The organism is Phocaeicola sp. RTP21359st1_B8_RTP21360_211022, from assembly GCF_040911965.1.
Classification (GTDB): Bacteria; Bacteroidota; Bacteroidia; order Bacteroidales; family Bacteroidaceae; genus Phocaeicola; species Phocaeicola vulgatus.
In genome coordinates this window covers 56,535-69,339 of record NZ_JBDFXP010000028.1, presented here as the reverse complement: position 1 = coordinate 69,339, position 12,805 = coordinate 56,535, and the positions used below count along the sequence as shown (strand labels likewise).

General features: G+C 41.4%; 9 protein-coding genes and 3 tRNA genes. All 12 read left to right on the top strand.

The annotated features are described in order from the left end of the window. The first annotated feature begins 2 nt into the window (after positions 1-2). Positions 3-75 (top strand) — tRNA-Gly (locus AB5062_RS14780). Positions 76-87: 12 nt separating this feature from the next. Further along, a tRNA-Thr gene (locus tag AB5062_RS14775) sits at positions 88-159 on the top strand. Between the two features lie 51 nt (positions 160-210). Beyond that, on the top strand, positions 211-1,395 hold the full coding sequence (tuf, locus tag AB5062_RS14770) for an elongation factor Tu (protein ID WP_005844822.1): 1,185 nt from the start codon (positions 211-213) through the stop codon (positions 1,393-1,395). A 57-nt stretch (positions 1,396-1,452) separates the two neighbouring features. Beyond that, positions 1,453-1,525, top strand: a tRNA-Trp gene (locus AB5062_RS14765). A 16-nt stretch (positions 1,526-1,541) separates the two neighbouring features. Beyond that, on the top strand, positions 1,542-1,736 hold the full coding sequence (secE, locus tag AB5062_RS14760) for a preprotein translocase subunit SecE (RefSeq protein ID WP_005850630.1): 195 nt from the start codon (positions 1,542-1,544) through the stop codon (positions 1,734-1,736). Between the two features lie 13 nt (positions 1,737-1,749). Then, entirely contained in the window at positions 1,750-2,292 is a 543-nt protein-coding gene (nusG, locus tag AB5062_RS14755) for a transcription termination/antitermination protein NusG (protein ID WP_005844824.1), read from the top strand. Positions 2,293-2,352: 60 nt separating this feature from the next. Next, on the top strand, positions 2,353-2,796 hold the full coding sequence (gene rplK / locus AB5062_RS14750) for a 50S ribosomal protein L11 (RefSeq protein WP_005844826.1): 444 nt from the start codon (positions 2,353-2,355) through the stop codon (positions 2,794-2,796). A 15-nt stretch (positions 2,797-2,811) separates the two neighbouring features. Next, positions 2,812-3,510 (top strand): 50S ribosomal protein L1, encoded by a 699-nt coding sequence (gene rplA / locus AB5062_RS14745; protein ID WP_005844828.1) that lies wholly within the window; start codon positions 2,812-2,814, stop codon positions 3,508-3,510. Positions 3,511-3,525: 15 nt separating this feature from the next. Continuing rightward, entirely contained in the window at positions 3,526-4,044 is a 519-nt protein-coding gene (gene rplJ / locus AB5062_RS14740; protein WP_005844830.1) for a 50S ribosomal protein L10, read from the top strand. Positions 4,045-4,090: 46 nt separating this feature from the next. Continuing rightward, on the top strand, positions 4,091-4,465 hold the full coding sequence (gene rplL / locus AB5062_RS14735) for a 50S ribosomal protein L7/L12 (RefSeq protein ID WP_005844832.1): 375 nt from the start codon (positions 4,091-4,093) through the stop codon (positions 4,463-4,465). Between the two features lie 102 nt (positions 4,466-4,567). Beyond that, the gene (gene rpoB / locus AB5062_RS14730; RefSeq protein WP_005844834.1) at positions 4,568-8,380 is read left to right on the top strand and encodes a DNA-directed RNA polymerase subunit beta; all 3,813 of its coding nucleotides are present in this window, start codon (positions 4,568-4,570) and stop codon (positions 8,378-8,380) included. A gap of 38 nt (positions 8,381-8,418) precedes the next feature. Further along, positions 8,419-12,705: a DNA-directed RNA polymerase subunit beta' gene (gene rpoC, locus AB5062_RS14725; protein ID WP_005844836.1), complete on the top strand. Its 4,287-nt coding sequence runs from the start codon at positions 8,419-8,421 to the stop codon at positions 12,703-12,705. The last annotated feature ends 100 nt before the right edge of the window (positions 12,706-12,805 follow it).

The window sequence follows — 12,805 nt, the reverse complement described above, 5'->3', positions numbered from 1 at the left end:
TTGCGGAAGTAGCTCAGTTGATAGAGCATTAGCCTTCCAAGCTGAGGGTCGCGGGTTTGAGCCCCGTCTTCCGCTCTTTTTTTTCTTGCTGTTATAGCTCAGTGGTAGAGCACTTCCTTGGTAAGGAAGAGGTCACGAGTTCAAGTCTCGTTAACAGCTCTTTGATAACGTAATTGCTGATTATTAATCAAATAAATAACAAGTAAAGCTATGGCTAAAGAGAAATTTGAACGTTCGAAACCGCACGTTAACATTGGTACTATCGGTCACGTTGACCACGGTAAAACCACTTTGACTGCTGCTATCACTACTGTGTTGGCTAAAAAAGGTCTTTCAGAATTGCGTTCTTTCGATTCTATCGACAACGCTCCTGAAGAAAAAGAAAGAGGTATTACTATCAATACTTCTCACGTAGAATATCAAACTGCAAATCGTCACTATGCTCACGTTGACTGTCCGGGTCACGCCGACTATGTAAAAAACATGGTTACAGGTGCTGCTCAGATGGATGGTGCAATTATTGTTTGTGCTGCAACTGATGGTCCGATGCCTCAGACTCGTGAACACATCCTGTTGGCTCGTCAGGTAAACGTACCTCGTTTGGTTGTTTTCTTGAACAAGTGTGATATGGTTGATGATGAAGAAATGTTGGAATTGGTAGAAATGGAAATGCGTGAATTGCTTTCATTCTATGATTTCGATGGCGATAATACTCCTATTATTCGTGGTTCTGCATTAGGTGCTTTGAATGGTGTTCCTCAATGGGAAGATAAAGTAATGGAGTTGATGGATGCAGTTGATACTTGGATTCCATTGCCTCCGCGTGATATTGATAAACCTTTCTTGATGCCTGTTGAAGACGTGTTCTCTATCACTGGTCGTGGTACTGTTGCTACAGGTCGTATCGAAGCTGGTATTATCCATGTAGGTGACGAAGTTGAAATTCTTGGTTTGGGTGAAGATAAGAAATCAGTTGTTACTGGCGTTGAAATGTTCCGTAAATTATTGGATCAAGGTGAAGCTGGTGATAATGTTGGTTTGTTGTTGCGTGGTATCGACAAAAACGAAATCAAACGTGGTATGATTTTGTGTAAGCCGGGTCAGGTTAAGGCTCACTCTAAGTTCAAAGCTGAGGTTTATATCTTGAAGAAAGAAGAAGGTGGTCGTCATACTCCGTTCCATAACAAGTATCGTCCTCAGTTCTACTTGCGTACTATGGACTGTACAGGTGAAATCACTTTGCCGGAAGGAACTGAAATGGTAATGCCTGGTGATAACGTAACTATTACAGTTGAGTTGATCTACCCGGTTGCATTGAATGTAGGTTTGCGTTTTGCTATTCGTGAAGGTGGACGTACTGTAGGTGCAGGTCAGATTACAGAACTCCTTGACTAATCACTAGATAATTAATATGATCAGTTCTCGGTCGTAAGACACCGGGAACTGATTTTTACGGGAGTAGCTCAGTTGGTAGAGCACCGGTCTCCAAAACCGGGTGTCGGGAGTTCGAGCCTCTCCTCCCGTGCTAAACTTGAAAGAATATGTTTCAGAAAGTAGCAAATTATTGTAAAGAATCTTATGACGAATTAGTCCATAAAGTATCATGGCCTACTCGTAAAGAACTTTCTAGTAGCGCAGTGGTTGTTTTATATGCTTCCCTACTCATTGCGCTAGTTGTTTTTCTTATGGATTCAGCCTTCCAGTTTGTAATGGAGGATATTATCTATCCGCACTAATTAATTGAATAAAATGTCTGAGATTGAAAAAAAGTGGTACGTATTACGTGCTGTTAGTGGAAAAGAAAGCAAGGTTAAGGAGTATCTTGATGCTGACATTAAGAACAGTGATCTTAGCGAGTATGTGTCTCAGGTGTTGATTCCTACCGAGAAAGTGTATCAGGTTCGCAATGGTAAGAAAATTGTGAAAGAAAGAAGTTATCTTCCCGGATACGTTTTAGTCGAGGCCGCTTTGGTCGGTGAGGTTGCTCATCATTTGAGAAACACTCCGAATGTAATCGGTTTCTTGGGAGGTTCCGAAAATCCGGTTCCTTTGAGACAATCGGAAGTGAATCGTATACTTGGTACGGTGGATGAACTTCAGGAAGGTGGTGAGGAACTTAATGTACCTTATACCGTAGGAGAAACAGTGAAAGTTACCGTTGGACCGTTCAGTGGCTTCAGTGGTCTCATTGAAGAGGTGAATACCGAAAAACGGAAGTTGAAGGTTATGGTTAAGATCTTCGGACGTAAAACTCCGCTGGAACTTGGCTTTATGGATGTCGAGAAAGAATAATGCATTCTGTTACGTGCATTGGACTTTCGCTATAATTAATATATAAAAATTAGAAACAAAATGGCTAAAGAAGTTGCTGGACTAATCAAATTACAGATTAAAGGAGGCGCTGCAAATCCATCACCTCCCGTTGGACCTGCTTTGGGTTCTAAGGGTATTAATATCATGGAATTTTGCAAGCAATTCAATGCCAGAACCCAGGACAAAGCAGGTAAGATTTTACCTGTAATCATTACCTACTACGCAGATAAGTCTTTTGATTTTGTTATCAAGACTCCTCCCGTAGCTATTCAATTGCTTGAATTGGCTAAGATTAAGAGTGGTTCTGCTGAGCCTAACCGTAAGAAGGTTGCCGAAATTACTTGGGAACAAGTTCGTACGATTGCTCAGGACAAAATGGTTGACTTGAACTGCTTCACTATCGAGTCTGCTATGACTATGGTAGCTGGTACAGCTAGAAGTATGGGTATCGCTGTAAAAGGGGAATTCCCGGGTAATAACTAATAAACTTCAATTATAATGGGTAAACTGACAAAAAATCAAAAGTTGGCTGCAGAAAAAATTGAAGCAGGGAAAGCATACTCACTGAAAGAAGCTGCACAGTTAGTTAAAGATATTACTTTTTCTAAGTTTGATGCTTCATTAGATATTGACGTACGTTTAGGTGTAGACCCTCGTAAAGCTAACCAGATGGTTCGTGGTGTAGTTTCATTGCCTCACGGAACAGGTAAGCAAGTGCGTGTTTTGGTTCTGTGTACACCTGATGCTGAAGCTGCTGCAAAAGAAGCTGGTGCTGACTATGTTGGTCTTGATGAATATATTGAAAAGATCAAAGGTGGATGGACTGATATTGATGTAATCATTACAATGCCGTCTATCATGGGTAAGATCGGTGCTTTGGGTCGTGTTCTTGGTCCTCGTGGATTAATGCCGAATCCGAAGAGTGGTACTGTAACTATGGATGTAGCTAAGGCTGTTAAGGAAGTTAAGCAAGGTAAGATTGACTTTAAGGTTGATAAGAGCGGTATCGTTCATACTTCAATTGGCAAGGTTTCTTTCACTGCAGATCAGATTCGTGATAATGCGAAAGAATTTATCGCTACTATCATTAAATTGAAACCAAGTTCAGCTAAGGGTACTTATATTAAGAGTATTTATCTTTCAAGTACTATGAGTAAGGGTATCAAGATTGATCCCAAAACTGTAGAAGAAAACTAACAATAAGGAGGAATCATGAGAAAGGAAGATAAAGGCGTTATTATTGGTCAGTTGGCTGAAACCGTTAAGCAATACGGACATTTCTATTTGGTTGACACAACTGCTATGGATGCAGCTAAGACAAGTGAACTGAGAAGAAAATGTTTCAAAGCAGGTATTAAGCTGGTTGTTGTGAAGAATTCTTTGCTTCACAAAGCTCTGATGAGCATGGAAGGTGTTGATTTCTCTCCGTTGTTCGATTCTTTAAAAGGTACAACTTCAGTAATGTTTAGCGAAGTAGCTAACGCTCCTGCAAAGTTGTTGAAAGAATACAAAGAGGAAATTCCTGCATTGAAAGCAGCTTATGCTGAAGAAGGTTTCTATGTAGGTGCTAATCAACTGGATGCTCTTTGCAACATTAAGAGTAAGAATGAAGTTATTGCTGATATTATTGCATTGCTGCAATCACCGGCGAAAAATGTTATTTCTGCTCTTCAATCAGGTGGTAACACCATTCATGGAGTTCTTAAGACTCTGGGCGAACGTGCCGAATAATCAATTTTATAATCAATTAGTAACAAACAATTAAAATCATACAAAAATGGCAGATTTGAAAGCTTTTGCAGAACAATTAGTTAACTTGACAGTAAAAGAAGTTAATGAACTTGCAACTATCCTTAAAGAAGAATACGGTATTGAACCTGCTGCTGCAGCTGTAGCTGTTGCTGCTGGTCCTGCTGCTGGTGCAGCTGCTGCTGAAGAAAAAACATCTTTTGATGTAGTTTTGAAGAGCGCTGGTGCTGCAAAATTGCAGGTTGTTAAAGCCGTTAAAGAAGCATGTGGTCTTGGCTTGAAAGAAGCTAAAGACATGGTAGACGGTGCTCCTAGCACAGTAAAAGAAGGCTTGGCTAAAGACGAAGCTGAATCACTGAAGAAAACTTTGGAAGAAGCTGGAGCTGAAGTTGAGCTTAAATAATATTAGCCTGAGTATCAGGTAATACGGTTAGGAATCCTCTGGTAGAGGATTCTTAACCTTTTTGTGTCTATATTATTATTAAGTTCTACAAAATATTAACAAATGTCTTCAAATACTGAAAATCAAAGAGTTAATTTTGCTTCCATCAAGAATCCGATGAAGTATCCGGATTTCTTGGAAGTGCAATTGAAGTCATTCCAAGACTTTTTACAGTTGGATACCCCGCCCGAAAAGCGTAAGAATGACGGGCTGTATAAGGTATTCGCTGAAAACTTCCCTATTGCTGACACTCGTAATAACTTTGTCCTTGAATTCTTGGACTATTACATTGATCCGCCTCACTATTCAATAGACGAGTGTTTGGAGCGCGGGCTCACATACAGCGTGCCTTTGAAAGCAAAACTGAAGTTGTATTGTACTGATCCTGATCATGAAGATTTCGATACGGTTATTCAGGATGTTTATCTGGGTCCTATTCCGTATATGACTCCGAAAGGAACTTTTGTTATTAATGGTGCTGAGCGTGTAGTTGTTTCTCAGTTGCACCGTTCTCCGGGCGTGTTCTTTGGTCAGAGCGTGCATGCTAACGGTACTAAATTGTACTCTGCCCGTATTATTCCATTCAAAGGTTCATGGATCGAATTCGCTACAGATATTAACAATGTAATGTATGCGTATATCGACCGTAAAAAGAAATTGCCTGTTACTACTCTGTTAAGAGCTGTAGGTTTTGAAAATGATAAAGATATCCTCGAAATCTTCAATTTGGCTGAAGACGTTAAGGTTAATAAGACTAACTTGAAGAAAGTCGTAGGAAGAAAACTCGCTGCTCGTGTTTTAAAAACATGGACAGAAGATTTCGTAGATGAAGACACAGGTGAAGTTGTTTCTATTGAACGTAATGAGGTTATTATCGACCGTGAAACTGTGATTGAAGAGGATCATATCGATGAAATTATAGACTCAGGCGTTCAGAATATCCTTGTTCACAAGGAAGAAGCGAATTCATCCGACTACTCTATTATATTTAATACCCTTCAGAAAGACCCGAGCAACTCTGAAAAAGAGGCTGTACTTTACATTTACCGTCAGTTGCGTAATGCAGATCCGGCTGATGATGCCAGTGCTCGTGAGGTTATCAATAACCTGTTCTTCTCTGAAAAAAGATATGACCTTGGCGAGGTAGGACGTTACAGAATCAACAAAAAGTTGGGACTGACTACGGACATGGATGTGAAGGTATTGACAAAACAAGATATTATTGAAATCATTAAGTATCTGATTGAGCTGATTAACTCTAAAGCGGATGTTGATGATATTGACCACTTGAGTAACCGTCGTGTACGTACTGTAGGAGAACAGTTGTCCAATCAATTTGCGATTGGTCTGGCACGTATGTCTCGTACCATCCGTGAGCGTATGAATGTGCGTGACAATGAAGTGTTTACTCCGATTGATTTGATTAATGCGAAGACTATTTCTTCTGTTATCAATTCATTCTTTGGAACAAATGCTTTGTCGCAGTTCATGGATCAAACTAATCCATTGGCTGAAATCACTCACAAGCGTCGTTTGTCAGCGTTAGGACCTGGTGGTCTGTCACGTGAACGTGCTGGTTTTGAGGTTCGTGACGTACACTATACTCATTATGGTCGTTTGTGTCCGATTGAAACTCCTGAAGGTCCGAATATCGGTTTGATTTCTTCTTTGTGTGTGTATGCTAAGATTAATGAACTTGGCTTTATTTCAACTCCTTATCGTAAAGTAGCTGATGGTAAGGTGGATATATCTGATGAAGGTATTGAATATCTGACAGCCGAAGAGGAAGAGGATAAGATAATCGCTCAGGGTAATGCTCCATTGGATGATGAAGGCAAATTTGTTCGTGAGAAAGTAAAAGCTCGTCGTGATGCTGATTATCCTGTTGTTACTCCTGACCAGGTAGAGTTGATGGATGTTTCTCCACAGCAGATTGCTTCTATCGCTGCTTCTTTGATTCCGTTCTTGGAACATGACGATGCTAACCGTGCATTGATGGGATCAAACATGATGCGCCAGGCAGTTCCTTTGTTGCGTACAGAGGCTCCTATTGTAGGTACAGGTATTGAAAAACAGTTGGTTGAAGACTCTCGTACTCAGATTGCAGCAGAGGGTGATGGTGTTGTAGAATATGTCGATGCAACAACTATTCGTATCTTGTATGACAGAAATGAAGATGAGGAATTTGTAAGCTTTGAACCTGCTTTGAAGGAATACAGAATTCCTAAATTCCGTAAGACTAATCAGAGCATGACCATTGACCTCCGTCCTACTTGTGATAAAGGACAGCGTGTGAAGAAGGGTGATATCCTGACTGAAGGATATTCAACTCAGGGTGGTGAGCTTGCATTGGGTAAAAACCTGTTGGTGGCTTATATGCCTTGGAAAGGTTATAACTACGAGGATGCTATTGTATTGAATGAACGCGTTGTACGTGAGGACTTGCTGACTTCTGTACACGTTGATGAATATATTTTGGAGGTCCGCGAAACGAAACGCGGTATGGAAGAATTAACTTCTGATATTCCTAACGTGAGTGAAGAAGCTACTAAAGATTTGGATGAAAACGGTATTGTACGTGTAGGTGCACGTATCGAACCGGGTGATATCCTGATTGGTAAGATTACTCCGAAAGGTGAATCAGATCCTTCTCCGGAAGAAAAATTGCTTCGTGCTATTTTCGGTGATAAGGCAGGTGATGTGAAGGATGCTTCATTGAAAGCTTCTCCGTCATTACGTGGTGTCGTTATTGACAAGAAGTTGTTCTCACGTGTTATCAAGAGCAGAAGTGAGAAGAATGCCGATAAGGCTATTCTGCCTAAACTGAATGATGAATTCGAAGAAAAGGCAGCAAAACTGAAAGATATCTTGATTGAGAAACTATTGGTTTTGACTAATGGTAAGGTTTCCCAAGGAGTGAAAGATTATTTGGGAACGGAAGTTATTGCCAAGGGGGCGAAGTTCACCAAACGCGATTTGGAATCATTGGATTATACTATTATCCAGTTGAGCAAGTGGACAGCTGATGCTCATAAGAATGACATGATTCGTGACTTGGTGATGAATTATTTGAAGAAATATAAAGAATTGGATGCTGAATTAAAGCGTAAGAAGTTTGCTATCACTATCGGTGATGAACTTCCTGCGGGCATTATTCAGATGGCTAAGGTTTATATTGCCAAGAAGCGTAAGATTGGTGTAGGTGATAAGATGGCGGGACGTCACGGTAACAAGGGTATTGTTTCTCGTGTGGTTCGTCAGGAAGATATGCCGTTCTTAGCAGATGGTACTCCAGTAGATATCGTATTGAATCCGTTGGGTGTGCCTTCTCGTATGAATATTGGTCAGATTTTCGAAGCCGTATTAGGTCGTGCCGGAAAAGAGTTGGGTGTGAAATTTGCTACTCCTATTTTTGACGGTGCTTCTATGGATGATTTAAATGAATGGACAGATAAAGCTGGATTGCCTCGTTATTGTAAGACTTATCTTTGTGATGGTGGTACAGGCGAACGCTTTGACCAACCTGCAACAGTGGGTGTAACTTATATGTTGAAACTAGGGCATATGGTTGAAGATAAGATGCATGCCCGTTCTATCGGTCCGTACTCCCTTATTACTCAGCAGCCGCTTGGTGGTAAGGCACAGTTCGGTGGTCAGCGTTTCGGAGAAATGGAAGTTTGGGCGCTTGAAGCATTCGGCGCAGCACATATCTTACAGGAAATCCTGACCATTAAGTCTGATGACGTTGTAGGACGCTCAAAGGCTTACGAAGCTATTGTGAAAGGTGAACCTATGCCAACTCCGGGTATCCCCGAATCTCTGAATGTATTGTTACACGAACTGAGAGGTCTTGGCTTGAGTATCAACCTTGAATAATAAAAAAATATAACTCTTTACATTATAAATAAGGAAGTATGGCTTTTAGAAAAGAAACTAAGATAAAGAGTAATTTCTCGAAAATCTCAATTGGCTTGGCTTCACCCGAAGAAATCCTTGAGAATTCGAGCGGTGAGGTGTTGAAGCCTGAAACGATCAACTACCGTACCTACAAACCGGAACGTGATGGTTTGTTCTGCGAGCGTATTTTCGGTCCGGTGAAAGATTACGAATGTCATTGCGGTAAGTACAAACGTATCCGTTATAAAGGTATTGTTTGTGACCGATGTGGCGTTGAAGTGACTGAAAAGAAGGTCCGTCGTGAACGTATGGGACATATTCAGTTAGTTGTGCCTGTAGCGCATATCTGGTATTTTCGTTCATTGCCGAACAAGATCGGTTATTTGTTGGGGCTGCCTACAAAGAAACTAGACGCTATTGTATATTATGAACGTTATGTGGTTATCCAGCCGGGTGTGAAGGCTGAAGATGGCATTAATAAATATGATTTGCTTTCTGAAGAAGAGTATTTGGATATCTTGGATACACTTCCTAAAGAAAACCAATATTTGGAAGATACAGATCCGAATAAGTTTATAGCTAAGATGGGAGCAGAAGCCATTTATGATCTGCTCTCAACTTTGGATTTGGATGCTTTATCTTATGAATTACGTCATAAAGCAAGTAATGATTCTTCGCAGCAACGCAAGAACGAGGCTTTGAAGCGTCTGCAGGTAGTTGAATCGTTCCGTGCATCTCGCGGACGTAATAAACCTGAATGGATGATTGTACGTATTGTGCCGGTTATTCCTCCTGAACTGCGTCCATTGGTTCCGTTGGATGGTGGCCGTTTCGCTACCTCTGACTTGAATGACTTGTATCGTCGTGTGATTATCCGTAACAACCGTTTGAAGCGACTGATTGAAATCAAGGCTCCCGAAGTGATTTTGCGTAACGAAAAACGTATGTTGCAGGAGGCTGTCGATTCCTTGTTCGATAACTCACGTAAATCAAGTGCAGTGAAGACTGACGCTAATCGTCCATTGAAATCACTGTCCGATAGCTTGAAGGGTAAGCAAGGACGTTTCCGTCAGAATTTGCTGGGTAAGCGTGTTGACTACTCTGCTCGTTCGGTTATTGTTGTTGGTCCTGAATTGAAGATGGGTGAATGTGGTATCCCTAAACTGATGGCTGCAGAGCTTTACAAGCCGTTTATCATCCGTAAGTTGATTGAACGTGGTATTGTGAAGACTGTAAAATCTGCAAAGAAGATTGTAGACCGCAAGGAGCCTGTGATCTGGGATATCTTGGAACATGTCATGAAAGGTCATCCTGTATTGCTGAACCGTGCGCCGACTCTGCACCGTTTGGGTATTCAGGCTTTCCAACCGCATATGATTGAAGGTAAAGCTATTCAATTGCACCCGTTGGCTTGTACAGCGTTCAATGCCGACTTCGATGGTGACCAGATGGCGGTTCACTTGCCTTTGAGTAATGATGCGATTCTGGAAGCACAGATGTTGATGCTTCAAGCTCATAACATTCTGAATCCTGCTAATGGTGCTCCTATTACTGTGCCTGCACAGGATATGGTACTTGGTTTGTATTATATTACCAAGCTGAGAAAAGGGGCTAAAGGTGAAGGCTTGACTTTCTACGGTCCGGAAGAGGCTTTGATTGCTTATAATGAAGGTAAAGTGGATATTCATGCTATCGTCAACGTAGTGGTGAAGGACTTGGACAAAGATGGCAAAATCGTAGATGTGATGATGAAAGAAACCTCCGTAGGGCGTGTGATTGTAAATGAAATCGTTCCAGCGGAAGTGGGGTACTTGAATACCATTATTTCCAAAAAGTCTTTGCGAGATATCATTAGTGATGTTATCAAAGCTGTCGGTGTTGCACGTGCTTGTGAATTCTTGGATGGTATTAAGAACTTAGGTTACTATATGGCGTTCAAGGGTGGTCTGTCATTCAACTTGGGTGATATTATTATCCCGAAAGAAAAAGAAGAACTGGTAAAACGTGGTAATGAGGAAGTGGAACAGATTATGATGAACTATAATATGGGTTTCATTACTGACAATGAACGTTATAACCAGGTTATCGATACATGGACTCACGTGAACAGTGACCTGTCTGATATACTTTACAAGACGATTAAGAATGATGACCAAGGCTTCAATTCAGTATTTATGATGCTTGATTCCGGGGCCCGTGGTTCTAAAGAGCAGATTCGTCAGTTGTCTGGTATGCGTGGTTTGATGGCAAAACCGCAGAAAGCCGGTGCTGAAGGCGCACAGATTATTGAAAACCCTATTCTTTCAAACTTTAAAGAAGGTTTGTCTGTGTTAGAGTATTTTATTTCTACCCACGGTGCTCGTAAAGGTTTGGCGGATACAGCGTTGAAGACTGCTGATGCGGGATACTTGACCCGCCGTCTGGTAGACGTGTCGCATGATGTGATTATCAATGAAGAAGACTGTGGAACACTTCGTGGTTTGGTTTGTACGGCTTTGAAGAATAACGATGAAGTTATTGCTACTTTGTACGAACGTATTCTAGGACGTGTTTCTGTACATGATATCGTCCATCCTACTACTGGTAAACTGATTGTAGCCGGTGGAGAGGAGATTACAGAGGATATTGCGCAGGAAATCGAGGATTCTCCGATTGAAAGCGTTGAAATCCGTTCGGTATTAACTTGTGAATCTAAGAAAGGGGTATGTGCTAAGTGTTATGGACGTAACTTGGCATCCAGTCGTATGGTTCAGAAAGGTGAAGCAGTCGGCGTAATCGCTGCCCAATCTATTGGTGAGCCGGGTACACAGTTGACATTGCGTACATTCCATGCCGGTGGTATCGCAGGTAATATGGCTGCTAATGCAAGCATTGTGGCCAAGAATAATGCACGTTTGGAATTCGAAGAATTGCGTACGGTAGATACGGTTGATGAAATGGGTGAGGCTGTGAAAGTGGTAGTCGGTCGTTTGGCTGAAGTCCGCTTTATCGATGTGAATACAGGGATTATCCTGTCAACTCATAATGTGCCTTATGGTTCAAAATTATATGCTGCGGACGGTGATATTGTTGAGAAGGGAAAACTGATTGCTAAGTGGGATCCGTTCAACGCTGTTATTATTACAGAGGCTACTGGTAAGATTGAATTCGAGAGTGTGGTTGAAAACGTAACTTATAAGGTAGAGTCTGATGAAGCTACCGGTTTGCGTGAAATTATCATTATCGAGTCTAAGGATAAGACAAAAGTACCTTCTGCCCATATTGTAACCGAGGATGGTAATTTGATCCGTACTTATAACTTACCCGTGGGGGGGCATGTTGTGGTTGAAAACGGTCAGGCAGTGAAAGCTGGTGACATTATTGTGAAGATTCCTCGTGCTGTAGGCAAGGCTGGTGATATCACTGGTGGTCTTCCTCGTGTTACAGAACTGTTTGAGGCTCGTAACCCATCTAATCCTGCTGTCGTTTCTGAAATAGACGGTGAAATTACTATGGGTAAGATTAAGCGTGGTAACCGTGAAATTATTGTCACATCTAAGACAGGTGAAGTGAAAAAGTATTTGGTGAATCTGTCTAAACAAATATTGGTTCAGGAGAATGACTACGTTCGTGCCGGAACTCCGTTATCTGACGGTGCGATTACTCCTGCTGACATTTTGGCCATTAAAGGTCCCACGGCTGTACAGGAATATATCGTAAATGAAGTGCAAGACGTTTACCGTTTGCAGGGTGTGAAGATTAACGACAAACACTTTGAGATTATTGTTCGTCAAATGATGCGTAAGGTAGAAATCGATGAGCCGGGCGATACTCGCTTCTTGGAACAGCAGGTAGTGGATAAGCAAGAGTTCATGGAAGAAAACGATCGTATTTGGGGCAAGAAAGTAGTTGTTGACTCTGGTGATTCTCAGAATTTACAGCCGGGTCAGATTGTTACTGCCCGTAAGTTGCGTGATGAGAACAGTATGTTGAAACGTCGTGATTTGAAGCCTGTTGAGGTACGTGATGCTATTCCTGCTACATCTACTCAGATTCTGCAAGGTATTACCCGTGCCGCTTTGGGAACTTCAAGTTTCATGTCTGCTGCATCATTCCAGGAAACAACGAAAGTTTTGAATGAGGCTGCCATCAATGGTAAGGTTGATAGATTGGAGGGTATGAAGGAGAATGTGATTTGTGGTCACTTGATTCCTGCCGGTACCGGTCAGCGTGAATTCGAAAAGATTATTGTTGGTTCGAAGGAAGAATATGATCGCATTCTTGCTAATCGTAAGAATGTACTCGATTATAGTGAGGTAGAGTAATTTTTAATACATACACTGTAAAAGAGGCTGATTTCTGTTTAAGAAATCAGCCTCTTTAGGTTTATAGTAAATGCTATAGGAAAATTATATAGAATAATCA

What these genes read in the sequence shown, in the direction of transcription:
- rplK (WP_005844826.1), top strand. Translation starts at nt 2,353, where the DNA reads ATGGCTAAAGAAGTTGCTGGACTAATCAAATTACAGATTAAAGGAGGC.
- rpoC (WP_005844836.1), top strand. Translation starts at nt 8,419, where the DNA reads ATGGCTTTTAGAAAAGAAACTAAGATAAAGAGTAATTTCTCGAAAATC.
- rplJ (WP_005844830.1), top strand. Translation starts at nt 3,526, where the DNA reads ATGAGAAAGGAAGATAAAGGCGTTATTATTGGTCAGTTGGCTGAAACC.
- tuf (WP_005844822.1), top strand. Translation starts at nt 211, where the DNA reads ATGGCTAAAGAGAAATTTGAACGTTCGAAACCGCACGTTAACATTGGT.
- rplA (WP_005844828.1), top strand. Translation starts at nt 2,812, where the DNA reads ATGGGTAAACTGACAAAAAATCAAAAGTTGGCTGCAGAAAAAATTGAA.
- rpoB (WP_005844834.1), top strand. Translation starts at nt 4,568, where the DNA reads ATGTCTTCAAATACTGAAAATCAAAGAGTTAATTTTGCTTCCATCAAG.
- rplL (WP_005844832.1), top strand. Translation starts at nt 4,091, where the DNA reads ATGGCAGATTTGAAAGCTTTTGCAGAACAATTAGTTAACTTGACAGTA.
- secE (WP_005850630.1), top strand. Translation starts at nt 1,542, where the DNA reads ATGTTTCAGAAAGTAGCAAATTATTGTAAAGAATCTTATGACGAATTA.
- nusG (WP_005844824.1), top strand. Translation starts at nt 1,750, where the DNA reads ATGTCTGAGATTGAAAAAAAGTGGTACGTATTACGTGCTGTTAGTGGA.